The organism is Kitasatospora brasiliensis, from assembly GCF_032654805.1.
Taxonomy (GTDB): Bacteria; Actinomycetota; Actinomycetes; order Streptomycetales; family Streptomycetaceae; genus Kitasatospora; species Kitasatospora brasiliensis.
On record NZ_JAUOOW010000007.1, the window covers coordinates 143,076 to 164,926 of the forward strand.

Genomic DNA, 21,851 nt, shown 5'->3' on the forward strand with positions numbered 1-21,851 from the left:
GCGACAGGCCCCACAACACGGCAGGTCCGGAGCGCCGGGCCGCAGCGCCCGGCCGGGTCTGCCACGGCGATCCTGCCGCCCGTCCTCACCTCCGGAAACGCGTTGCCCGAATCTGCTCGGACTTCGTCGCCCCTTGCCCGATCAGCCGCCCACCACGGTCACCCGGTGTCCGCTTCCGGCCGGTCCGTTGACGGCCGATCCGGTTTCCGCCCGTCCGGCCCCCATCAGTCCAGCGCGCGCACCGCCGCCAGGACGTCCAGGCCCAGCGCCGGGTCGGCGTCCTCGGGCAGGCTGACGGACAGCCGGGTGACCAGGCCGGCGTAGCGGCGGTGGATCTCCCGGGCGACGTCCTCGACCGAACCGCAGACCGCGAAGGTGTCGAACACCTCGTCGTCGATCAGCGCGGCCATCTCCGCCCAGCGCCCGCGCACCGAGTGGGTGTGCAGCTCCTCCTGGAGGCCCTCCCAGCCGTGCTGCGCCAGGACCGGGCGGTAGGCCGGCGTGGAGGCGTAGAAGGCGAGCCGCTCGCGGGTGGCCGCCCGGTTGGCCGCCAGCTCCTCCTCGGTACGGCCGGTGGCGGTGAGCACGTTGCCGACGATCTCGAACGGCCGCTCCGTCCAGACGGCGCCCTCCGCCTCGGCCCGGGCCCGCTCCTCGGTCAGGCCGGGCAGCACCTGCTCGGCCAGGTAGGCGGTGGAGGAGAACGGGTGGCTCAGGAAGCCGTCGGCCACCGCTCCGGCGGTCCGGGTCATCAGCGGCCCGACGCCCGCCAGCAGGATCCGCGGCACCCCGGACGGGACCGGGTCCGGCGAGAACACCGGCGTCATCACCGTGTGGGTGTAGAACTCGCCCCGGAAACGCAGCCGTTCGCCGGTCTGCCAGCTGTGCCAGATCGCCCGCACCGCGTGGACGTACTCCCGCATCCGGGCGGCCGGGCGGTCCCAGGGCATCCCGAAGCGCTTCTCGATGTGCGGCTTGACCTGCGATCCCAGCCCGATGACGGCCCGTCCGCCGGAGGCCGCGTGCAGCCCCCAGGCCTGGTAGGCCAGCGTCATGGGGGTGCGGGCGAAGGCCACCGCGATGCCGGTGGCCAGCTCGATCGACTCGGTCCGGTCGGCCGCGCGGGCGAGCTGGAGGAACGGGTCGTACGCGGTCTCGGCGACCACCAGCCGGTCCATGCCCCGGCGTTCGGCCTGCTCGGCGGCGTCCAGGATGCCCGCCGGATGTCCGGAGGCGGTGACGTCGAGGCGGAGGGCGGCGGGTCGGTCCATGGCGATGCTCCTGGTCGAGGGCGGCGGTGCTACCCGGGTAGCCTGCCACGCCGCCCCGGCCCGTCGGCCGGACGGCCCGTCACCGCTTCACCCACTGACGCCCGCGACGCCCGTCACCCCGAACAGCCGGTCCAGGTACCGGTCGACGGCCGTGAGCGCGGCGGCGGGCTCGACCACGTCCAGTTCCAGCAGCGTGGTGAAGCCGGTGAGCGCGAGCAGCAGGTCCGTCTCCACCACCGGGTCGCGGTCGGCCGCCAGGTGTCCGTCGGCGATCGCCTGCCGGACCACGTGCTCGACCATCGCCCGCCCCTGGAGCAGCCCGCCGCGCGCCCGCGCGTGGACCTCCTCGTCGTGCAGTGCCTCCAGCACATAGGCGGCGCTCATCCGGCTGGTCGCCCGTGCGTCGGCGTGCAGGGGCAGCAGCTCGACCAGCATCGCCCGCAGCACGTCCCGCGGGTGCGGCCGCTCCCCGAGCGCTCCCAGCGCCCGGCCGACCCGCAGCCCGCTCTGCTCACCGGCGAAGTCCATCGCGAAGGAGAGCATCTGCGCCCGGGAGCCGAAGTAGTGCTGGAGCTGCCCGAGCGAGATGCCGGCCTCCTGGGCGACCTCGCGCATCGTCAGGTGCGTGGCGCCGCGCCGTTCCACGACCCGCCACAGCGCACGGGCGATCGTCTCGCGGCGTTCCTGGTGGTCGACCTGCTTGGGCATGGGCGGCGGCTCCTCGAACTCTTCTCGTACGAAGCCGCGCGGGCCCTCACGAACCCCGCACGGACCCCGTCCGTACGCGTCGGAACTCTAACGGGCCCTGCGAGGTTCGTTCCAATACACTTGACATAATACAGTTGACCGATAACGTGGAAGGGCCTACGTGGAACGCCTACGAGGGAGGACACATGCCGGCACAGCCCGTCGTCCGCACCACCGAGGGACTCGTCCGCGGCCGCTGGGAGCAGCGGCGCGCGCAGGAGCCGCCGCAGGGCCGAGGCCTCGCGGTCTTCCGCGGCATCCGCTACGCCCGGCCGCCCGTCGGGGCCCTGCGCTTCGCCGCCCCCGCCGAGCCCGAGCCCTGGGACGGTGTCCGCGAGGCCGCCGCCTTCGGCCCCGTAGTCCCGCAGTCAGGTCCGATGCCCGCCGAATCCACCGAATCCGCCGAGTCGTCCGAGGGCACAGACTGGCTGACGCTCAACGTCTGCACGCCCGATCCGGGTTCGGCCGGGCTGCCGGTCCTGGTCTGGATCCACGGGGGCGGGTTCATCTCGGGGACCTCCGGCGACCCGCTGTACGACCCGACCGTCCTGGCGTCCGCCGGACTGGTCGTGGTGAGCGTCAACTACCGTGTCGGCGCCGAGGGCTTCATGCTGCTGGCGGGCGCCCCGGCCAACCGGGCCTTCCTCGACCAGCTCGCCGCCCTGCGCTGGGTGCGGCGCAACATCGCCCGTTTCGGCGGCGACCCCGCCCGGGTGACCGTCGCCGGGCAGTCCGCAGGCGCCGGCTCGGTCGCCGCGCTGCTGGCGATGGACGCGGCCCGCGGGCTGTTCCGGCGGGCCGTCGCCCACACCGTCCCGGGCAACCACTGCACCCCCGCGCTGGCCGCCGAGGTCACCGCCGAGCTGGCGAAGCTGCTCGGTACGGCCCCGACCGCCGCCGCCCTGGCCGAGGTGCGCCCCCGGCGGCTGGCCGCGGCGGTCACCGAACTCGGCGCCGCGCTGCCGGAGCACCTCGGGCGCTGGGGGCGGCTCGCGCAGACCGGCATCGCCACCGTCCCGGTGGTCGACGGCGAGGTCCTGCCGGGCTCGCCGTGGTCGGCGGTCACCGACGGCGGTGTCGACCTGCTGGTCGGTCACACCCGGGACGAGTTCCGGCTGTTCAGCGTCCTCAGCGGGCGGCACGGTGGTTTCAGCGAGGAGGAGGCCCGGCTCGCCCTCGAACTGTTCGCCCCGCCCGGGGCGGGCCCGGACGCCTACCGGGCCGCCCTCCGGGGGGCGACGCCCTCCGAACTCGTCGAAGCGGTCCACTCGGACGCCCTGTTCCGGGTGCCGTCGCTCCGCCTGGCCGAGGCCAATGCGGCGGCCGGCGGCAGCTCGTACCTCTTCGAGCTCGCCCTGCCCGCGCCCGCCCTGGGCGGTGTCCTCGGCGCCTGCCACGGCCTGGACGTGCCGCTCGCCTTCGGCACCCTGGGCAGTCCGACGGGTCGGCAGTTCCTCGGGGATCCGCCCGCGCCGGAGGCGGTCCTGGTCTCGACGGAGCTGCGGCAGGCCTGGGTCCGGTTCGCCACCACCGGCGACCCGGGGTGGCCCGCCTTCGATCCGGACCGGCAGCTCACCCGGGTGCTGGACGCCCGCTCGGAGACCGTCCGCTACCCGGAGCAGACTGCCAGCCGGATCTGGGCGGGACATCCCCTCACCGCCTACGACCTGCGCTGACGGCAGACCGGGGCAGGCGGTCCCGCCCTCCGGCCGCTACGCCGCCGAGGCCCGCAGGAGCTTCAGCAGCTCGGCGGCCACCGGGGCCGAGGAGGCGGGGTTCTGGCCGGTCACCAGGTTGCGGTCGACCACCGTGTGCGGCGCCCAGGGCTCGCCCTCCTCGAAGTCCACGCCGAGCTCGACCAGCCGGTCCTGGAGCAGCCACGGCGCCCGGTCGGCGAAGCCTCCCTGGGTCTCCTCGGCGTTGGTGAAGCCGGTCACCCGGTACCCGGCGAAGGGCGAGCCGCCCTCCTCCGCCCGCGCGGCGAGCAGCGCGGCCGGGCCGTGGCAGACCACCCCGAGCGGACGCCCGGAGGCCAGCACCCGGGTGAGCAGCCGGCCGGAGTCGGCGTCGACCGCCAGGTCCTCCATCGGGCCGTGGCCGCCGGGGTAGAACACGGCGTCGTAGTCGGCCGGGTCGACCTCGGCCAGCACCAGCGGCTGCCGGAACTCGGCGATCTTCGCCAGTTCCTCCGCCGTCTCCGGGTCGGTCAGGCTGGCGCCGTCTGCGACCGGGACCACGCCGCCCGGGGTGGCGGCCGTGACCCGGTGGCCGGCCTCGGTGAAGGCCCGGTACGGGACGACCGCCTCCTCCGCCCAGAAGCCGGTCGGGTGGGCGGTGCCGTCGTTCAGCGTCCAGACCTTCGAACCGGTCAGGACGAAAAGGATGTCGGCCATGGGGTGTGCCTCCAGGGGTGCGGTTTCCGCCGCGACGGCCCTGCCGCGGCGCTCACGCCGTCGACGCTAGACGCGCCCGGCCCGCGGGAGCCAATGGGTGATCCGATACGAGCCATCGGAATTCCGCTGCCTCACAGCTGCCTCACCGCTGCCTCACCGCTGCCCGCTCGGGCCGGGGCGAGCCATCGGGATCCCGTAGGCTCCCCGGCATGAGCGATCGGCCGGCCACCGGCTCCGGGCCGCTGGACCTCAACCAGCTGCGGACCTTCCTCGCCGTGCACCGCGCGGGCACCTTCACCGCGGCCGCGCAGTTGCTGGGCCTGTCCCAGTCCACGGTGACCGCACAGATCCGGGCACTGGAGCAGCGGCTCGGCCGGGAGCTGTTCGAACGCCAGGCGCGCGGGGTCCGTCCGCTGCCGTACGCCGACGACCTCGCCGGCCACCTCTCCGAACCGCTGGACCGGCTCGCGGGCCTCGCCGACGGGCGTAGCGGCGCGGTGCCGGAGCCGGTGCACCTCGCCGGGCCGGCGGAGTTCCTCGGTACGGTGGTGCTGGCCGAGCTGGCCCCGCTGGTCGCGGAGGGCGTCCGGCTGCGGGTGACCGCCGGACTGACCGACCCGCTGCTGGCGGACCTCCGCGCCGGACGGCACGACCTGGTGATCGCCACCCGGCGTCCGCGCGGCCGGACGCTGCTCGCCGAGCCGCTGGCCGACGAGGAGTTCGTCCTGGTCGCGGCCCCGGTCTGGGCCGCGCGGCTGGCCGGGCGGGAGCTGCCCGGCGCACTGGCCGAGGTGCCGCTGCTCAGCTACGCCGAGGACCTGCCGATCGCCCGCCGCTACTGGCGGCACGTCTTCGACCGTCGGCTGCACGCCCGGGCGGCGGTCACCGTGCCGGACCTGCGGGCGGTGCTCTCGGCGGTCACCGCGGGCGCGGGTTGGAGCGTGCTGCCCGGCTATCTGTGCCGGGCCGAACTGGCCTCCGGGGCCCTGCGGTTGCTGCACGAGCCGGCCGATCCGCCGATCAACACCGCCTACCTGGTCCGCCGTCCGACCGGCTCCACCAATCCGCACGTCGCCCTGGTCCGCGAACGCCTGTTGGCCGCCGCCCGTACCTGGGGCTGACGTCCGGGGCCGACCACCGTCTCAGACGGCCAGGTCCCGCCGCTCCAGCAGCCGGAACGCCGCCACCAGCCCGAGCAGGCCCACCCCGAGCAGCACCCCGAACGCCGCCCACGGCACGCCGCCGTGGCCCAGCACATCGCCCGGGGCGTAGTAGTGGAACGGGCTGAGGTAGCGCAGCGCCCGGGCCGGGGACCAGGCCAGAGCGACGAAGTTGAGCGCGAAGCCGACGGCGCCGAAGGCGACGGCCGCGCCGATCACATGGGCCCGCCGCCGACTGAGCGCGGAGACCGCCAGCACCGGTCCGGTCAGGCAGAACGCGAGGGCGCAGCCGAGCAGTCCGGCGGTGAGGACCGCGGTCTCCGGGATGGCCTCGCGCAGCTTCGCGGAGAACGCCACCCCGAGGGCGAGGGTCACCGTGGCGGCGGCGTTGAGCAGCACCGAGGCGGCGACCAGGGCGCCGGCCCGTTCGGCGAGCAGTCGGCGCCGGGAGACCGGCCGGGTCATCAGCAGCTCGATGGTGCCGGACTCGACGTCGGCCGCGACGGCGGCGGCGCCGAGCGAGCCGATCACGGTGAGCTGGAGGGCGATCCAGAACGGGTGGGTGAGCCCGGCGCCGAGCAGCCCGGGGTAGCTGGCGATGGAGACATCGCCGTTGGAGCCGCTGAAGGCCTTGAACGCGCCGGGCGGGGTGCGTTCGCCGAACAGGTCGCCGGTCGGGATGGTCGCGGTGATCACCACGATCAGGGTCTCGAAGACGACCATGCCGAACAGCAGGGAGAGCAGCATCCGGCGGCGGCGGTGCAGGGCCAGCCAGACCAGCGGGAGGCGGCGGTTGACGGTGCCCGGGTTCACGGCCGCTCCTCCTCCGCCGCCGGCCGGCCGCCGTCGGCGTTCTCCTCGGCTCCGACGGAGCGGTAGAGGTCGAGGAAGGCCTCGTCCAGGCCCGCCTCCTCCACCGTGAGGTCGGCCACCGGCAGTGCGGCGAGCAGGGCGCGCACCGCTTCCACCACCTCGTCCGGCGGCACCAGCAGCTCGACCCGTGGGCCGTCCCAGCGCGGGGACCAGCGCTCGGCGGCGCCGAGCGGCCTGGCACCCCGCCCGTCGGCGAGGACCAGCCGGACCCTACGGGCCCGCGCCTGGCGCAGTTCGGCCACCGAGCGGACGGTGACCAGCCGGCCCTGGCGGACGATGGCGACCCGGCCGCAGGTCCGCTGCACCTCGGGCAGCACATGGCTGGAGAGCAGTACGGTCCGCCCGGCCGCGGTCTCCTCGGCGAGCAGTTCGTAGAAGGTCTCCTGGACCAGCGGGTCCAGTCCTTCGCTGGGCTCGTCCAGGACGACCACCGGGGGCCGGTGCTGGAGCGACTGGACGAGCCCGAGCTTCTGCTTCATGCCGCGCGAGTACTCCCCCACCGGGCGTGCCAGGTCGGCCCGGGAGAGCTTCAGCCGGTCGCACAGCTCGCGCTGGCGCGGCACCGGGGCGCCCTGGAGGGCGGCGAGCAGGTCGAGGGTCTGCTGCCCGGTGAGTTCGGGGTAGAGCCGCAGTTCGCCGGGCAGGTAGCCGATCGCCGGGGCGAGCCGGCCGTGGTCGGCCACCGGGTCCAGGCCGAGCACCCGGACCTGCCCGGCGGTGGGGCCGAGCAGCCCGACCAGGCAGCGCAGGGTGGTGGTCTTGCCGGCGCCGTTCGGCCCGAGCAGGCCGAACACCTCACCGGCCTCCACCGACACGTCCAGCTGTTCGATGCCCACTGTGCTGCCATAGTGCTTGGTGAGCGAGCGCAGTTCGATCACCGGGCCGCCTCCGCTGCCGCCGCGGTCCACGGTTCGGTCCGGTCTCCCCGGCATGACCACCTCCTGTGACGGTTCCTTCCTGTATCGAACGCCGCGGCGGAGGCGTCCGACAGCCAAGCGCGCCCGGCCGGAGGAGTCGGGGGACGTGCCCGGGCCCGTACCCGCGGTTCACCCCTTGCACACGCCCAGCGGCACCAGCCGGGCCACCGGCCGGGCGAGCCCGGCGGCCTCGGTGACGGCGGCCACCGCGTCGACGTCCTTGTAGGCCTCGGGCGTCTCCTCGGCGAGCGCCCGCCAGGAGGTCGGCCGCACCGCGATGCCCCGGGCCTCCAGCTCGCTCTTCAGCCGTTCGCCGCGGACGGTGCGCTGCGCCTGGTGGCGGCTGAGCACCCGCCCCGCGCCGTGAGAGGCGGAGCGGAAGGCCTCGTTGCCGGGCAGCCCGACCATGACGTACGAGGCGGTGCCCATGGTGCCGGGGACCAGCACCGGCTGCCCGGCCTCCGTCAGGTCGGCGGGCAGGTCGGGGTCGCCGGGCGGCAGCGCGCGGGTGGCGCCCTTGCGGTGGACGCACAGCGTGCGGGGCACGCCGTCCACCTCGTGGCTCTCCAGCTTGGCGAGGTTGTGCGAGACGTCGTAGACCAGCTCCAGGCCGACGCCGAGTGCGGTGGCGAAGGCCCGGCGGGCGGCCTCGGAGAGCAGTTGCCGGTTGGCCCGGCCGTAGTTGGCGGCGGCGGTCATGGCGCCCAGGTAGGCGTGGCCGCGCGGGGAGTCGACCGGGGTGCAGGCGAGCTGGCGGTCCGGGACTTCGATCCGGTAGCGGTGCAGCTCGCGGTCCATGGCGCGGACGTGGTCGGTGCAGATCTGGTGGCCGAGGCCGCGCGAGCCGCAGTGGATCATGACGCAGACCTGGCCGGGCCGCAGCCCGAAGGCGGCGGCGGTCCGCTCGTCGGGCACCCGGTCGACGGCCTGCACCTCCAGGAAGTGGTTGGCCGAGCCGAGGCTGCCGACCTGCTGCAGCCCGCGTTCGACGGCCCGGGTGCTGACCTCCCCGGGGGCCGCGCCGGACAGCACCCCGCGGTCCTCGCAGCGCTCCAGGTCGCGCGGTACGCCGTGGCCGTGCTCGACGGCGTAGCGGGCGCCGCCGAGCAGGAGTTCGTCCAGTTCCCGCGCCCCGGACAGCTGCCACAGGCCGCCCCGGCCAAGGCCGCGCGGCACGGTGCGGTCCAGCAGGTCCATCAGGCGGCGGATCCGCTCCGGGTCGAGTTCGTCCCGGCTGACGCCGGCGGCCAGCAGCCGGACGCCGCAGGAGATGTCGAAGCCGACCCCGCCGGGCGAGACCACCCCGCCCCGCTCGACATCGGTGGCGGCGACCCCGCCGATCGGGAAGCCGTAGCCCCAGTGCACGTCGGGCATCGCGTAGGAGGCGCGGACGATGCCGGGCAGCGTCGCCACGTTCGCCACCTGCTCCAGCGCCTTGTCCCCGGCGGCCTGCGGCAGCAGCGCGCCGCTCGCGAACACCACGCCGGGCACCCGCATCGGCGGGTGCGGCTCGATCCGCCAGCGATGGCGGCCCGCCTCGGCCAGTGCGATCTCCACCTCGTTCACCCCGCTTCCGCAGGTCCACCCGGTCGCCGCAGGGGCCGGGCTCAGACGTCCACCGTGACCTGGCAGGTCCAGCCGTCCGGCCCGGCGCTGAGGTCCAGGTCGTGCAGTGAGACGGCCTTCGGCACGGCGCCGATCAGTGCGGCGGTGGCGGTGTCGGCCATCCGGAAGCGGACCGTCACCCGGCGGGCTCCGTCCAGGCCCTCGATCGGGGCGACCGCCACCGCGACCGGCAGTTCGCCGTCGGCGTCCATCCGGTAGATGACCTCCTCCAGGACGCCCGCGAGCAGGTCCGGGTCGCTCACCGCGAGGACGGTGCAGCCGCGCTCGCCGGTGATCCGTGCGCCGGCGAGGTCGGCGAAGCTGCCCACGACGGCATGCACCACCTCGCCGATGCAGCCCTCGGCCGTCGGCGCCCAGGCTTCGACTCGCAGGTCGGCCGTGTGCGGCACGCTCCGGTGGCCGCGCCCGGACCGGCCCGCGGGCTCGCGTCCGTCCACGAACGACGCCTCCCGCACCGGTTTGCCGTCTTCACTCCAGCGTCGTCCCGCGGACCGTCCGGGGGCAAGTGCGGTCGCCGGGGACGCCTCAGCCGCCGACCGAGGCCAGGTACGCGTCGACCAGTTCGGGGGTGGCCAGCCAGGCCGCGTAGTCGCTCGGCTCGGCGTAGGTGTTGGCGAGCCGGCGGCCGACCTCCGGGTGCTCGGCGGCGGCCGTGAAGACCCCCTGGAGGTAGTCCGGCACGGTCAGCATCGCGGCCGTGAAATCCACACTGTGACGGGCCTGTTGCTGCCAGAACCGCTCGGCGGTGCGGCACATCCAGTCGGCCGTGTACGGGGCGTCGCCGTGCTCGACGATCGCCCGGCGGTAGGCCTCGGCCGCCCGGGCGGCGTTGTTGGCTCCCTGTCCGGTGATCGGGTCGGTCACCACCACCGCGTCGCCGATGCCCAGGACGTGGACGGCGTCCACGCCCGAGCCGAGTTCCGCCACCGGGCGCCGGACCACCGGGGTGACCGCGCCGGCCAGCCCGGCTCCGGCGTCGGTCGGCTCGGCCTCCGTCCAGAGCTCCGCCTCCCAGGGCAGGTACTCGCCCAACAGCTTGCGGATCCGGGCCAGTTGGACGTCCGGCGGCGGGGTGTCGCCGAAGGCGTCCAGCGGGCTGCCGGGCAGCGCCTCCCAGAGCAGGATGTCGCAGGGGCCGGACAGGGTGAGCGCCGGTTGCAGGTACAGCTCGCCGAGGCCCGGCAGGGCGTTCATCCGGGCCTGCGGCGGGGCGGCCGGGTCGGGCGAGCCGACGCCGTGCGCGTACAGGCAGGACAGCGCCCGCTGCGGCCGGTCGAAGGGCGAGCGGGCGGCGTCGCGCTCGAAGATCCCGGCCAGTGCGCCGCGCCCGGCCGCCACCACGGTCAGCTCGTGCCGGCGGGCCAGCTCGTGCAGTGCGGCCGGATCCAGCGTGCGGTACTCGACCCGGCCGCCGCGCTCGACCAGCAGCTCCAGCCAGCCGGCCAGCTTGAGCCGCTGGTCCACGGACTGGGCGGGATCGTCCAGCGTCATGGTGTACTCCAGCGCCCGCACCCCCGGGGGCGCCGCGAGGACCGCCGCCACCGAGGAGACGGCCGGCGCCTCGGCCGCCCAGAGGTCCAGCCCGGCCGCCGCCTCGATCCGCAGCGCCGGGCCGAACATCGCCTGGGTGGACAGCACCCGGCCGCCGCGCAGCTGCTCCGGGGTGCGCTCGGCGACCAGGGTCACCTGGTAGCCGTCCTCCACCAGCCCGAGGGCGAGCTGGAGGCCGGCCTGGCCCGCTCCGACGACGGCGATCCGGCGCACGACTGCCTCCTGGTGATCTGCTGACGGCACGTCAAGCAGGCACAGTAGCCGAGCGGGCGCGCTCCGGTCACCGGGTGCGGACGGATCCGCCCGCAAGTCGGTGCGATTGCCGGACCGGGCGCCTGTCCACGGCGACTCAGCGACCCAGGCGCGCGGTGAGCAGTTCCACCACCTCCGCGGTCCGGTCGGCCAGGTAGAAGTGGCCGCCCGGGAAGACCCGCAGGTCGAAGGGGCCGGTGGTGTGCCGCTCCCACTGGCCGACCTGGTCGACGGTGGCGCTCTTGTCGGACTCCCCCGCCAGGGCGGTGATCGGCACCGACACGGTCGCGTCCGGGGCGCAGCGGTAGGTCTCGATGGCCGTGTAGTCGGCCCGCAGGCTCGGCAGGATCATCTCGCACAGGGCGGGGATGGCGAGGACCCGCTCGTCGGTGCCGCCGAGCTCGACCAACTTGGCGAGCAGTCCCGCGTCCGGCAACCGGTGGATCGCGGTCTCCCGGCCCAGCGAGGGGGCGCGACCGGCCGAGACGAACAACCGCTCGGGCCCCTTCACCCCGGCGCGCTCGAAGCGCCGGGCGGTCTCGAAGGCGACGGCCGAGCCCATGCTGTGCCCGAAGAAGACGAGCGGCCGGTCCGCCCACTCCCGCAGCTCCCGGAAGAGCTCCTCGGCGAGCCCGGTCACCGAGTCGATCGTCGGCTCCGCGATGCGGTTCTGCCGGCCCGGGTACTGGACGGCGAGCACGTCGGCGTACGGCGCCAGCGCGTTGGAGTACTCCAGGTAGTAGCTGGCCGAGCCGCCGGCGTGCGGGAAGATCACGACCCGGGCGGGCGCGGAGTCGGACGGGTTGAACCGGCGGAACCACGGGTTGTCGACGGCGGCGCTGCTGGGCATGCGGGGTGTGACCTCTCTCCGTGACGAACTGTGCCGGACCAGTCTGGCAGTGCCGGGGCCGGCTGGGGGCGCGTTGTGACGATCATGGATCCCGGCCGGCCGGCTGGGGGCCGCGGTCCGAGGCCGGCGAGGTCAGCCCGCGGGCCCGAACCGCACCGACTCCGCGCGGGAGCGGGAGACGGTGTCGAGCAGCAGTACGGACGAGACCTCCGGCGTCGGCATCGGCCCGCCGGACCGCCGATGGCGGGTGAAGGCGGCCAACAGCCGCTCCAGGCCGCGGCGGTGACGGGCGAAGACCCGGGTGGCGGCGTGCCGGCCGCGGGCCCGCTGCCCGTCCAGCGCGGTGGCGGCGCCGACGTCGAGCAGTACCAGGTGCAGTTCGCGGCCCCGCCGCCCCGCCTCCCTGGCCAGCCAGCGGCGCATCCAGGCGCGGCTGCCGCAGTCGTGCACCAGCAGCGGGCCGCCGCCGCGCACCGAGGAGCGCAGCAGCCGGAAGTGCTCCAGCCGGGCCCACGGCCGGTAGACCGCGTACGGCAGGGCGGCGGGCATCACCGCCTCGCAGGCCTCGTGCACCGTCCGCGGGTCCACCGCCCGCAGCGCCGCCCCGGACCAGCGCCGCAGCAGGGTGCTCTTTCCGGCCCCCGGCAGCCCCGACACCACCACCACGGCGTCGGCCGGATAGGCGGTGACGAACCCCGCGCCGGCCTCGCCCCGCAGATCGACCACGCCGCGCGGCGTCACGACCGCGTCCACCCCACCGCCCATCAGCCCGCACCCCCGTTCACGTCCGACCGGAACCCTAACAACACCGTCGGACAACCGCCCCCGGCTGCGCCCGCCGGTGCCCGTGGGGCCGAGGTGCACCGCAGTGCGTCCGCGGGACCGCCCATCCACTAGGCTGACACACCGTCAGACAGGAGGGCGGGCCATGGCCGAGGCGGCTCCGACGTACACCGCGCGGGTGCTGGACGGGCTCGCGCGCGATCCCGCTCGGGTGGCGATCCGGTACGGCACCGACGCCTGGAGCGGGCAGCAGTGCCTGGACCTGGTCCACCGAGCGGCCCGCGCACTGGACGGGATCGGCCTCGGGCGCGGGGACGGGGTGACAGTGCTGGCCGGGAACCGGCCGGAGGCGCTGCTGGTGCGGCTGGCCGCCAACCTGCTGGGCTGCCGGGTGGCGATGCCGTTCCCGGACGGGCCGGTCGCGGAGCAGATGGCGCTGGCGGAGTTCGCCGGAACGTCCGCGCTGGTCTTCGACCCGGTCCGCTGCTCGGCGGCGGCCGACGGGATCGCCCGGGCTCTGCCCTCCGCGGCTCTGCTCTCCCTGGGCCCGTCACCGCTCGGGCTCGGCACCGACCTGCTGGACCTCGCCGCGGCCCGCTCCCCCGCCCCGCTCGAACCCCGGTGCCGCCCCGAGGACGTGATGGCGGTGAAGTTCACCGGCGGCACCACCGGGCGTCCCAAGGGCGTCCTGCGCCGCTTCGCCCGTCCGCCGCGCCCACCGCTGCCGTCCGGCTCGGTCTTCCTGCTCTGTACCCCGCTCTGCCACGGCGGCGGCACCACGGCGGACCTGGCACTGGCGGCCGGGGGCACGGTGGTGATGCAGGACGGGTTCGACGCCGGGGCCGTGCTGGCGGCGGTCGAACGGCACCGGGTGTCCCGGACCTACCTGCCGCCGCACCTGCTGTACCGGCTGCTGGACCACCCGCTGCTGCCCACGACCGACACCGGCAGCCTGCGCCGGGTCGGCTACACCGGCTGCGCGCCCTCGCCGCGGCGCCTGGCCGAGGCGACCCGGCGGCTGGGCCGGGTGCTGCACCAGACCTACAGCCTGACGGAGTGCGGGCCGGTCACCCGGCTGAGCCCGGACGAGCACCTGGCACCACGGCTGCTGACCACCGCCGGCCGCCCGTATCCCGACACCGGGCTGCGCGTCCTGGACGAGGACGGCAGCGAGCTGCCGCCGGGCCGGACCGGGGAGATCTGCGTTCGCACGCCGACCGTGATGGCCGGCTACTGGCGCGACCCGGAGCTGACCGAGCGGGTGCTCCGGGACGGCTGGCTGCACACCGGTGACCTGGGCAGCCTGGACGCGACCGGCTATCTGACGGTGTCCGGGCGGCGGGACCCGATGGCGATCGTCGAGGGGCACAATGTGTTCCCCCGCGAGATCGAGGAACCGCTGCGCACCCACCCCGAGGTCCGCGAGGCGGTGATGTTCACGACCACCGACCCGGACCGCCTGGAGCGAATCCACGCCGCGGTCGCCCTCACCCCCGGCTCGCGGCTGACGGCCGAACAGTTGCACCGCTGGAGCCGGGCGCACGGCCTCGGCCGGTGCGCCCCGGACACCCTCCTGCTACTGCCCGCGATCCCGCTGAACGGCCTCGGGAAGCCGGACCTCGGCGCGCTGCGGGCCCAGGTGGGCGACCGGACCGGACGGGCTTCCGCCACCGCAGGGGCGCGCGACACGGCTTGACGCGCCCTGCGAGTGCTTCGAGCGCCCACGCGGGCGACCTCTCGCGCGCCACCCGACGGGAAGAACCGTCCGTGGGCACTCGACCGTGCGGCACGACCTGCCGATGCATCCCGGCGGCGTCGTGCACGTCAGTGCGGGCCGCACCGTCCCACCAGGAGGCACCCCTTGACCTGGCTTCGCGTCCTGACCGCCCTGGGCATCCTGGCCGTGGCGGCCAGTGCCCTGATCGTCTTCGCCCTCTGCACCGCCACCTCCCGCGGCGAGCGCGCCGCCCAGGAGGCGCCGCCGGACCTGCGGACGGACGCCGAGGGCAGCGGCCTCTTCCAGCGGATGGGCGGCGACAGCTGACCCGCCCGGGAGGCGACGGGGCCTCCCGGGCAGCGCCCCGGGGTCAGTGCCCGGCGAGGTCGTCCGGCCGGAGCTCGATGTGGTCGGCCGCGAGGTCGACCGCCACCCGGTGTTCCATCCCGAGCGACTCCAGGAACTTGACCGGCAGCTGCACCCGGCCACTGCGGTCCAGCATCACGTACTCGCGCTCGTTCACCGACTCCTCGCCGTGCTCGTCCGTCACGGTGCGGCGCAGCACCTCGCTGGCTGTCCGCCCGTCCCGGATGGCGACCGTGCGCCGGACCTCGCCCGCGACCATCGGGTCATGGGTCACGATCACGACGGTGGCGCCCAGTTCGCGGTTGACGGTGCGGAAGGACTCGAAGATGTTCCCGGCCGTCTCCGAGTCCAGCTCGCCGGTGGGCTCGTCGGCGAGCAGCACCGGCGGGTTGTTGGCCATCGCCACCGCGATCGCCACCCGCTGCTGCTGGCCGCCGGAGAGCTCGCCGGGCTTGCGGTGGGCGAGGTCGCCGATCTCCAGCGCCTCCAACAGCTCGGTCACCCGGCCCGCCTGCTGCTTGGCACCGCCGGCGCCCGCACGGCGGCCGCGCAGCTGCATCGGCAGTGCGATGTTCTCGGCGGCGGTGAGGAAGGGCAGCAGGTTGCGGGCGGTCTGCTGCCAGATGAAGCCGACCACCTCGCGCCGGTAGCGCAGCCGCTCCTTGACGGACATCTCCAGCAGGTCGCAGCCGGCCACCGTGGCGGTGCCGGCGGTCGGCACGTCCAGCCCGGCCAGGATGGTCAGCAGGGTGGACTTGCCGCTGCCGGAGGCGCCGACCAGGGCGACCAGGTCGCCCTGCTGGATGGTCAGCTCCAGGCCCTGGAGGGCCTGGACCTCGACCCCCTCCGCGCTGAAGATCCGGACCAGCCGGTCGCACACGATGGCCGCGCCCTCGCCGAACGCCTTGGGCGACGCGGCGGCGAGGGCCCGCTGCTGGAGCTCCTGGAGGCTGGGCGCCTCGGCGACCGTCCGCTCCTGGGAAGTGCTCATCACCGCTCGTCTCCTGTCTCGACTGTCTGCGTCATCGCACCGCTCTCCACTGTCCCGACCGCCCATGCCCTGCCCGGCCTCATGACCGCTCCCCCGCTCGCAGTTCGGTGGCGATCTGACGCCGACCGGTGACCAGCGTCTCCAGCACCACGCCCAGGCAGACCACCAGGGCCAGACCCGCGGTGGGCAGCAGCACCGGCATCAGCGCGGGAGCCAGGGTCTTGCCCACCGGGGCGCCGACCAGCGCCGAGAGATCGAGGGAGCCGCCCAGCAGGGCGACCGCCGCCAGCGCGACCAGGCCGCCCCCGACGGCCGCCGCCAGGGTCTGCGGCAGCGCCTCGGCGATCACCAGCACCAGCCCCTGCCGGGGCCGCAGGCCCATGGTGCGCAGCCGGGCGAGCACCGCCGTACGGTCGGGCGCGGCCCGCAGCAGCGTCAGCAGCACCGCCAGCAGGGCGAATCCGGCGGCGGCGACGCCCGCGTACCAGAACAGCCGTCCGGCGGCGCGCTGCACCGGGTCCGCGTCGAGTTCGGCGAGCTTCTCGCCGCTGCTGTGCACCACGTAGCCGGGAGGCAGCCCGGAGCTGGTCTTCCCCGCCGCCGTGGCCTCGTCGTTGACCAGCTTGACGATGCCGGACAGTTCGCGGCCGCCGAGGCCGCGCTCCATCAGCAGCGCGCGCACCTGGTCCGGGTCGACGTCGCCGACCGCGAACCACTTGTTCACCTTGGTCGCCCGCTTGAGCTCCGGCAGGTGCTCCGTGGCGGGGCCGGACGGCACCACCACGAAGGGCTTGCCCGGGTCCGGCAGGGCGGGCGTGGCGGCGACGATCCCGGCGACGCTGGTGGTCATCTGACTGCCGTTGGGCGTGCGCACCTGGGGCGCACCGCCGGCCAGGCGTTGGGCCAGGTCCCGGCTGAACAGCGCGGGCACCGGGGCGTCCTGGCCGGACGGGGCGTCGGCCAGCTTGGCCGGGTCGTACTCGCCGACCCCGATGGTGCGGGCGATCTCCGCGTAGGCCTTGGGCTCGACCACCACCAGGATGGCGTCGGCCGTGGACCGGTCGCCGCCGATGAAGGTGGCCCGCTCCTCGATCCAGGCGCCGGTCGCGGCCCGGACGCCGGGCAGTTCGCCGGCGGCCTTGGTGAAGTCGTCCGGCAGGGTGGCGTAGATCGGGACGCTGACGGACACGTCGCCGCCGGCCGAGATCCGGGCGGCCCGCATCCGGGAGTGGTTCACCGTGTCGAGCACGGTGGCGCCGAAGCCGGTGGCCGTGACGGCGATGAGCAGGGCGAGCAGCGGCAGCGCGGAGGGCCGACGCCGTCCCGAGTTGTCGCGGGCGGCCCGGACCAGTCCGAGGAAGCCGACCAGCCCGCGGCCGCGCGCGGCGAGGGCGGCCAGCCAGCCGACCACGACCGGCTCGATCCGCGCCAGCAGCAGGCCCCCGGAGATGGCGAGCAGCAGCGGGGCGGCCACCAGCAGCGGGTCCACGCCGCTGCCCGAGTGGCCGACACCGCGGCGGCGGACCTCGGCCACCGCGGCGGCGGTGACGACCAGCACGGCGAGCTCGCCGATCGCCCGGCGCCAGCCGCCGGCCGCCCGCGGGCGCGACCACAGCAGGGCGGCCCGGGCCGGGAAGGCCAGCACCGCGAGCAACGTCACGGCGAGGGCCAGCAGCACGGAGCTTCCCCACCGCGGGGTGGGCAGCAGCACCAGGGCGAGGGTCGTCCCCAGCACGGCGGCCGGCACGACCGTCACCGAGCCCTCGCCGATCAGCCGCAGCAGCACTCCGCCGCGCGAGCCGCCGCGGGCCTGGAGCAGGCGGATCTCGGTGGTGCGCCGGTCGGTGCCGAGCGCCGCGGCCATGCAGAGCACCACGACCGCGATGCCGGCCACGCCGGCCGGCCCGACGGCGCCCAACGGGGCCGCGGCCTGGTAGCGGGCGTCGGCCCGGCTCAGGACGTCCGGCATCAGCGAGGTGGCGTGCAGGTCGGCCCGGAGGGTCGTGTCGATCAGGCTGGTCAGGCCGGGGCCCGCGGTGTACGAGCCGAGGGCCCCGCGGGTCCGGTCGAGCTGGTCGACGCGCAGCGAACCGGGGTCGACGGGCAGCCGCCAGAAGTTCTGGCCGCTCGAACCCCAGCGGGCCAGCGCGCTGAGGCTGCCGCCGTCGACGAAGCCGCTGGTCCAGTACCAGGCGTCGAGGCCCTTGAGCCCCAGGCAGGCCCTGGCCGGACAGCCGAGCGTCTCCCAGGACGGGTCCTGGGGGTCGTTCACCTGGTAGAAGCCGACCACGGTGCTGCGCAGTGTGACGGGCCCGTCGGTGCCGCTCTCGATGACGTCGCCGAGCTTGATGTTGATGGCCTCGGCGGCCTTCTGGCTCAGCACGATCGGCAGCGGACCGCCGTCGGCCGGGGCGGGGCCCGGCCAGGTGCCCGAGGTCAGCGTCACCCGGTCGGCGAGGCCGTCCAGGTAGAACAGGTTGAGCCCCGGGGCGTGTTCGGAGAACCGGGTGTACTCCGGGTTGAACATCTGGCGCTCGGTCTTGATCCGGGTGCCGAAGACCTGGCCCGACGAGCTCAGCGGCAGCCGCTGTCCGATCTGCTCGACGAGCTTCTTCCGCACGCCGTCGAGGTTGGCGGCATTGTCGTCGCGGATCACCTCGGAGGTGACCTCCAAGTTGGTGACGTTGGCGCCCAGGCCGCGGGTGAACTCCTGGAGCGCGGTGTCCGCGCCCCGGTCCGCGATGCGGGGGAAGGCCGCCGCCAGGAAGACCGTGACCAGGGCGAGGGCCGCCGTGAGCAGCGCCGCCAGCGGCATCGCGCGCAGCCTGGTGCGGACCCAGGGCGCGGGGCGGTGGGCGCGCGGGGGCGCGGGCGCGGGCGCCGGCGCGGAGGTGGGCACGGTGGTGCCGTCCTTGGTGGTCACATCTCCTCCACGTGGCGCAGCCGGGCGGCCACTTCTCGACTCCGGCGTCCGATCAGGAAGGACGACAGCAGCGGTACGACGGCGATCGCGGCCGCGAACAGCAGCGACTGACCGAACGGCAGCTGGACCAGCGCCTCGGGTACCGGTCGGCGGGCGGCCGGGGTCAGCACGACGAAGGGCACGATCAGGTGGACCAGCAGGGCACCGAGGGCGAGGCCGACGACCCCGCCGAGCCCGACCAGCACCGCGTTCTCGGCGGCGGCGGTGCGGGTGACCTGCTTGCGCGGGGCGCCCAGGGCGAGCAGCAGCGCGGAGTCCCGGGAGCGTTCGTGGGCGGAGCCGGCCACGGAGGCGCCGAAGCCGATCGCGGCCAGTACGGCGGTGACGATCGCGATGGCCAGCAGCGCGCTCTGCGGGGCGGCGCCGATCGGGTCTCCGAGGAGGCCCTCGGCGACCTCGCCGTCGAGCGCGAGGTCCTGGCTTCCGGGCGCGCCGCGCAGGGCGGCGGCGGCCTCGGCCGGGGCGCGGTCGTCCGGCCCCGTGGCGGGCAGCCACCACTCGGTGCGGGTGGGCAGGTTGCGGTCCTGGGCGATCAGCACCCGGGCGACGGAGCCCAGGTCCATCACCAGCGCCCGTCGGCCGGCCACCGGGACCGCCTCCACCGCGCCGGTCACCTTGACCGGGACGACGATGCCGCTGAACGGCACCTGGAGGGTGTCGCCGACGGAAGCGCCGACGGCCTTCAGGTAGTCGCGGGTGGCGACACCGTTGACGGCGGCCGGGGCGGCCGCCCCGGCCGGGATCAGCACCGCGCGCAGCGCGTTGCCGATGCCGCGGCTGGAGTGGTAGCGGACCGTGAAGAGCGCGTCGGCGGTGGCCGTCTCGGAGGCGAGATCGGCCGACGGCGAGTTGTTCGGGCTGATGGGGTTCACCGGGGGCTTGAGGCTCCAGCCGGCACCGGCCGGCACCGGAACGACGGTGGCCGGTCCGTCCGCGGTCTCGGAGACGGCGAGGCTCCGCACGGTGACGTCGCCGTCGCCCCTGTCGCCGAAGGAGACGGTCGCGCCGATCACGGTCAGCGGGGCGGCGACGGAGCCGACCGGGGCGTCGACCAGCGCGCCGAGCGGGATCGAGGAGCGGACCTGGCCGTTCAGCGGGAGGTCCCCGAACACGACCTTGTGGACCAGGCCGAAGCGGTCACGCAGCAGCAGCCGGACTTCCGGGTGGATCGGGCTCCTGTCCCCGTCCTGCTGGCGCACCGCGATCTCGGCGTCGATCCGCAGCGGGTGGCCGGGCAGCGGGATGCCGGACTGGGCGCCGCCGGCCGCGGCGAGCGTGCCGAAGACGTCCGCGGACGTGTGGCCGTCGAGCAGGTCGGCGCGGACCCGGACGCGGTCGGCGAAGGCGGCGCCGTCCACGGCCAGCAGCTGGCCGCCGTTGCCGTCCTGGAAGGGCTGCTCGTCGCGCACCACCGGGACCAGCCGGTCGCCGCCGGGCAGGCTGCCGTAGCGGCCGCCCTGGCCCATCGGGGAGTTGTGCGAGCCGAAGATGCGCAGGCCGCCGGCCGTGGCGAAGGTCGCCTGGTCGCGCTGGGAGGCCGTCCAGGTGGCGTGCTGGCCGAGCGCCAGGACACCGGTGGCCACGGCCATCACGAGCAGCAGCACCGGACCGGTGGCGCGGCCGGGCCGGCGGGCCAGCTGCCAGCCGACCAGGGCGGGGCCGAGGCCGCGGCCCCGGGCGGCGGCGCGCGCGCCGAGCCGGGCCACGAACGGCAGCAGGCGCAGGACGATCAGGGTGCCGGCGCACAGGGCGAGCGTCGGGGTGGCCACCAGCAGCAGGTCGACGTCGAGCCGGCCGGAGGAGTCGGTGGACAGCCCGCCCCCGTACTGGTCGAGCTGCTGGTAGGCGAGCGCGGCCAGGGCGAGCACGGCGAGGTCGCCGCCGTTGCGGGCGACGCCGGAGACCACGGCCTGGCGTCGGCCGGTGCGGCGGCGCAGGGCGGCGCCGACGCCGCGCACCACGCTGGGCACGGCGGCCAGGACGACGCAGGCGAACGCGCAGACCACGGCCACCTGCCAGAGCGACCAGCTGATGCCGGTGTCCAGGGCGACCTGGTGGGAACCACCGAGGCCGGCCAGCGCGCGGACCAGGAACGGGGTCAGCAGTGGCGCGAACAGCGCCGCGGGCAGGGCCAGCAGCAGCGATTCCAGGGCGGTGAAGGAGCCGAGCCTGACGGCGGAGGCGCCGCGCGCGGCGAGCATCTCGTTCTCGGACTCCTGCCGTGCGGCGATCAGGTGGACCACCAGCAGCAGGGCCGCGGCGGCGAGCACGGCCAGTTGGAGGGCGCCGATCAGCAGCGTGGACCGGGCGACCACCATGCCGTCGGACAACTCGTGCACGATGTCGGGCAGTTCGGTCTTCGCGGTGAGCGTGCCGGTGGTCCGCAGCTCCTCGCCGAGGCGCTGGGCACGGTCGCCGATGGCCTGGGCGGAGGCCTGGCCGACGCTGGAAAAGTCGGCGTCCAGCAGCCAGCTCCGGCCGCTCTGGACCAGGCCGGCCGTGGTGAAGGCGCTCTGGTCGACCATCATCGGACCGAAGGTGGTGAAGGCGCCGACCTCGATCTCGTGACCGCTGACCGGGTCGATCCGCCAGTACGGGGCGGTCGGGTCGGTGGCCCGGTAGACGCCGGTGATCCGGACGGTCAGCGGCTTGCCGTCGACCCGGTCGGTGAGCGGGACTTCGGCGGGCAGGGCCTGCTCGGTGAGGCCGAGTCGGCGCAGCAGGCTCTGCGGGACGGCGGCTTCGGGGGCGGCGGACTGGACCGGCCCGGTGGCGGCTCCCGGCCAGGCGCCGGCGAGCAATTGGACCCGGCCGCGGTCGAGGTCGGCGAGGAGTGTCAGGTCGAGCTGGGTGCCGGGGGCCTGGCCAGCTGCAACGGCCGGGGTCGCGGCGCCTGCGGGGGCCGCGGTTCCGGCGGTGCCGGAGCCGTTGCCGGCCACCGGACTGACGGAGCCTGGCAGACCGTAGGAGCGGCTGCGCATCAGGCTGTCGGTGTGCACGGGCAGGTCACCGAAGAGCTTCTGCCGGTAGCCGGCGAGTGCCTCCTCGTCCTTCGTCCGCTGGCCGAGTCCGTGCTCGCCGGTCACCGCCACCGTGGTCCGCGCGTGACCGGGCCCTTGGAGCGCCTGTCGCAGGCCGGCCTCGCCGACACTGCTGTTGAAGGCCACCAGGGCGGTCAGCACGGACGTGGTGATCAGCACCGCGAGCAGGACAGCGGCAGCCAGCGGCACTCGCCCGCGCAGTCGGCGCATGACGAAGCCGAGCATCAGAGTTCCTCCCCCGGACCATGTCCCCGGTTGCGTCCCGGCCCCGCTCATCGATCCGGTCCGGGCACAAAGCGGCCACAGGCGGACATATCGTGAGCGCGCCGG

17 protein-coding genes are annotated in these 21,851 nt (G+C 75.2%); 4 read left to right on the plus strand and 13 right to left on the minus strand.

All coding sequences use genetic code 11. The features are described from left to right. Nucleotides 1-224 precede the first annotated feature (224 nt). Both QWJ13_RS26640 and QWJ13_RS26645 read right to left on the minus strand, forming a co-directional pair. On the minus strand, nt 225-1,271 hold the full coding sequence (locus QWJ13_RS26640; RefSeq protein ID WP_316527585.1) for a TIGR03617 family F420-dependent LLM class oxidoreductase: 1,047 nt from the start codon (nt 1,269-1,271) through the stop codon (nt 225-227). Between the two features lie 87 nt (nt 1,272-1,358). Further along, the gene (locus tag QWJ13_RS26645; protein ID WP_316527586.1) at nt 1,359-1,979 is read right to left on the minus strand and encodes a TetR/AcrR family transcriptional regulator; all 621 of its coding nucleotides are present in this window, start codon (nt 1,977-1,979) and stop codon (nt 1,359-1,361) included. Between the two features lie 185 nt (nt 1,980-2,164). Here QWJ13_RS26645 and QWJ13_RS26650 point away from each other — a divergent pair, with 185 nt between their 5' ends. Beyond that, entirely contained in the window at nt 2,165-3,694 is a 1,530-nt protein-coding gene (locus QWJ13_RS26650; RefSeq protein WP_316527588.1) for a carboxylesterase/lipase family protein, read from the plus strand. A gap of 36 nt (nt 3,695-3,730) precedes the next feature. On the opposite strand, the gene QWJ13_RS26655 is transcribed toward QWJ13_RS26650, so the two are convergent. Next, entirely contained in the window at nt 3,731-4,411 is a 681-nt protein-coding gene (locus tag QWJ13_RS26655; RefSeq protein ID WP_316527589.1) for a type 1 glutamine amidotransferase domain-containing protein, read from the minus strand. Nucleotides 4,412-4,620: 209 nt separating this feature from the next. Between QWJ13_RS26655 and QWJ13_RS26660 the strand changes: the two genes are divergently transcribed. Continuing rightward, entirely contained in the window at nt 4,621-5,532 is a 912-nt protein-coding gene (locus QWJ13_RS26660) for a LysR family transcriptional regulator (RefSeq protein ID WP_316527590.1), read from the plus strand. Nucleotides 5,533-5,553: 21 nt separating this feature from the next. On the opposite strand, the gene QWJ13_RS26665 is transcribed toward QWJ13_RS26660, so the two are convergent. From QWJ13_RS26665 to QWJ13_RS26695, 7 genes are all read right to left on the minus strand, one after another. Continuing rightward, nucleotides 5,554-6,384: an ABC transporter permease subunit gene (locus QWJ13_RS26665; RefSeq protein WP_316527593.1), complete on the minus strand. Its 831-nt coding sequence runs from the start codon at nt 6,382-6,384 to the stop codon at nt 5,554-5,556. Further along, complete coding sequence (locus tag QWJ13_RS26670) at nt 6,381-7,376, minus strand: ABC transporter ATP-binding protein (RefSeq protein ID WP_316527594.1); 996 nt, start codon at nt 7,374-7,376, stop codon at nt 6,381-6,383. The genes QWJ13_RS26665 and QWJ13_RS26670 overlap by 4 nt, the downstream gene beginning before the upstream one ends. A 114-nt stretch (nt 7,377-7,490) precedes the next feature. Next, nucleotides 7,491-8,918: an RtcB family protein gene (locus QWJ13_RS26675; protein ID WP_316527595.1), complete on the minus strand. Its 1,428-nt coding sequence runs from the start codon at nt 8,916-8,918 to the stop codon at nt 7,491-7,493. A gap of 50 nt (nt 8,919-8,968) precedes the next feature. Continuing rightward, nucleotides 8,969-9,424, minus strand: a complete 456-nt coding sequence (locus tag QWJ13_RS26680; RefSeq protein ID WP_316527596.1) for an archease — start codon at nt 9,422-9,424, stop codon at nt 8,969-8,971. An 88-nt stretch (nt 9,425-9,512) separates the two neighbouring features. Then, entirely contained in the window at nt 9,513-10,751 is a 1,239-nt protein-coding gene (locus tag QWJ13_RS26685; RefSeq protein ID WP_316527598.1) for a styrene monooxygenase/indole monooxygenase family protein, read from the minus strand. A gap of 136 nt (nt 10,752-10,887) precedes the next feature. Next, complete coding sequence (locus QWJ13_RS26690; RefSeq protein WP_316527600.1) at nt 10,888-11,640, minus strand: thioesterase II family protein; 753 nt, start codon at nt 11,638-11,640, stop codon at nt 10,888-10,890. A gap of 132 nt (nt 11,641-11,772) precedes the next feature. Beyond that, complete coding sequence (locus tag QWJ13_RS26695; RefSeq protein ID WP_316527601.1) at nt 11,773-12,405, minus strand: AAA family ATPase; 633 nt, start codon at nt 12,403-12,405, stop codon at nt 11,773-11,775. 163 nt (nt 12,406-12,568) lie between these two features. Between QWJ13_RS26695 and QWJ13_RS26700 the strand changes: the two genes are divergently transcribed. Both QWJ13_RS26700 and QWJ13_RS26705 read left to right on the plus strand, forming a co-directional pair. Then, entirely contained in the window at nt 12,569-14,119 is a 1,551-nt protein-coding gene (locus tag QWJ13_RS26700) for an AMP-binding protein (RefSeq protein ID WP_316527602.1), read from the plus strand. A gap of 165 nt (nt 14,120-14,284) precedes the next feature. Beyond that, nucleotides 14,285-14,467, plus strand: coding sequence for a hypothetical protein (locus QWJ13_RS26705; protein ID WP_316527603.1), 183 nt, complete (start codon nt 14,285-14,287; stop codon nt 14,465-14,467). A gap of 43 nt (nt 14,468-14,510) precedes the next feature. On the opposite strand, the gene QWJ13_RS26710 is transcribed toward QWJ13_RS26705, so the two are convergent. The 3 genes from QWJ13_RS26710 to QWJ13_RS26720 all read right to left on the minus strand — a co-directional run bounded on the left by QWJ13_RS26710 (nt 14,511) and on the right by QWJ13_RS26720 (nt 21,746). Then, nucleotides 14,511-15,497, minus strand: a complete 987-nt coding sequence (locus QWJ13_RS26710) for an ABC transporter ATP-binding protein (RefSeq protein WP_316527604.1) — start codon at nt 15,495-15,497, stop codon at nt 14,511-14,513. Nucleotides 15,498-15,576: 79 nt separating this feature from the next. Then, nucleotides 15,577-18,420, minus strand: coding sequence for an ABC transporter permease family protein (locus QWJ13_RS26715; protein WP_316527605.1), 2,844 nt, complete (start codon nt 18,418-18,420; stop codon nt 15,577-15,579). After that, complete coding sequence (locus QWJ13_RS26720; RefSeq protein ID WP_316527606.1) at nt 18,417-21,746, minus strand: FtsX-like permease family protein; 3,330 nt, start codon at nt 21,744-21,746, stop codon at nt 18,417-18,419. The genes QWJ13_RS26715 and QWJ13_RS26720 overlap by 4 nt, the downstream gene beginning before the upstream one ends. Nucleotides 21,747-21,851 lie beyond the last annotated feature (105 nt).

Bases quoted from the DNA above. Each gene is read 5' to 3' on its own strand.
- QWJ13_RS26640 (WP_316527585.1), bottom strand. From the start codon at position 1,271: ATGGACCGACCCGCCGCCCTCCGCCTCGACGTCACCGCCTCCGGACAT.
- QWJ13_RS26645 (WP_316527586.1), bottom strand. From the start codon at position 1,979: ATGCCCAAGCAGGTCGACCACCAGGAACGCCGCGAGACGATCGCCCGT.
- QWJ13_RS26650 (WP_316527588.1), top strand. From the start codon at position 2,165: ATGCCGGCACAGCCCGTCGTCCGCACCACCGAGGGACTCGTCCGCGGC.
- QWJ13_RS26655 (WP_316527589.1), bottom strand. From the start codon at position 4,411: ATGGCCGACATCCTTTTCGTCCTGACCGGTTCGAAGGTCTGGACGCTG.
- QWJ13_RS26660 (WP_316527590.1), top strand. From the start codon at position 4,621: ATGAGCGATCGGCCGGCCACCGGCTCCGGGCCGCTGGACCTCAACCAG.
- QWJ13_RS26670 (WP_316527594.1), bottom strand. From the start codon at position 7,376: ATGCCGGGGAGACCGGACCGAACCGTGGACCGCGGCGGCAGCGGAGGC.
- QWJ13_RS26690 (WP_316527600.1), bottom strand. From the start codon at position 11,640: ATGCCCAGCAGCGCCGCCGTCGACAACCCGTGGTTCCGCCGGTTCAAC.
- QWJ13_RS26695 (WP_316527601.1), bottom strand. From the start codon at position 12,405: ATGGGCGGTGGGGTGGACGCGGTCGTGACGCCGCGCGGCGTGGTCGAT.
- QWJ13_RS26700 (WP_316527602.1), top strand. From the start codon at position 12,569: ATGGCCGAGGCGGCTCCGACGTACACCGCGCGGGTGCTGGACGGGCTC.
- QWJ13_RS26710 (WP_316527604.1), bottom strand. From the start codon at position 15,497: ATGAGCACTTCCCAGGAGCGGACGGTCGCCGAGGCGCCCAGCCTCCAG.
- QWJ13_RS26720 (WP_316527606.1), bottom strand. From the start codon at position 21,746: ATGCTCGGCTTCGTCATGCGCCGACTGCGCGGGCGAGTGCCGCTGGCT.